Raw genomic sequence first — 301 nt, 5'->3', positions numbered from 1 at the left:
GCCCAGGTGCAGGACGGCCAGCGGCGGGCCGGGCGGGGCGACGGTGTCGGCCCGGTGGCCGAGGCGGTGGGTGTACTCGAACTCGAGGTGCTGCGGGTGCGTCAGGTCCACGTAGGACTGCGGGGTGCCGTCCATGGTGAGCCGCCAGCCGCCCGGGCAGTCCAGGTCGGGCATCAGCTTGGCGGTGCCGAAGGCCGTCTCGCGCAGGACCGGCAGCGGCTCGGCGGGGTCGTTGGGCATGCCCGCAGCTTAAGGGCGCGGCATGACGCCGTGGCACGAGGCCATGGCAGCACCCCGTGGC

Annotated in this window: 1 pseudogene; it reads right to left on the bottom strand. The window is 74.8% G+C overall.

What is annotated here, in order from left to right:
* Positions 1-240, bottom strand: a pseudogene (locus C7C46_RS33540) (spermine synthase); the annotation flags it as partial.
* Positions 241-301: the final 61 nt, after the last annotated feature.

The organism is Streptomyces tateyamensis, from assembly GCF_003205575.1.
GTDB classification, from domain to species: Bacteria; Actinomycetota; Actinomycetes; order Streptomycetales; family Streptomycetaceae; genus Kitasatospora; species Kitasatospora tateyamensis.
Note: the sequence above shows the minus strand (reverse complement) of the source record. Positions and strands in the feature narration are given on the sequence as shown.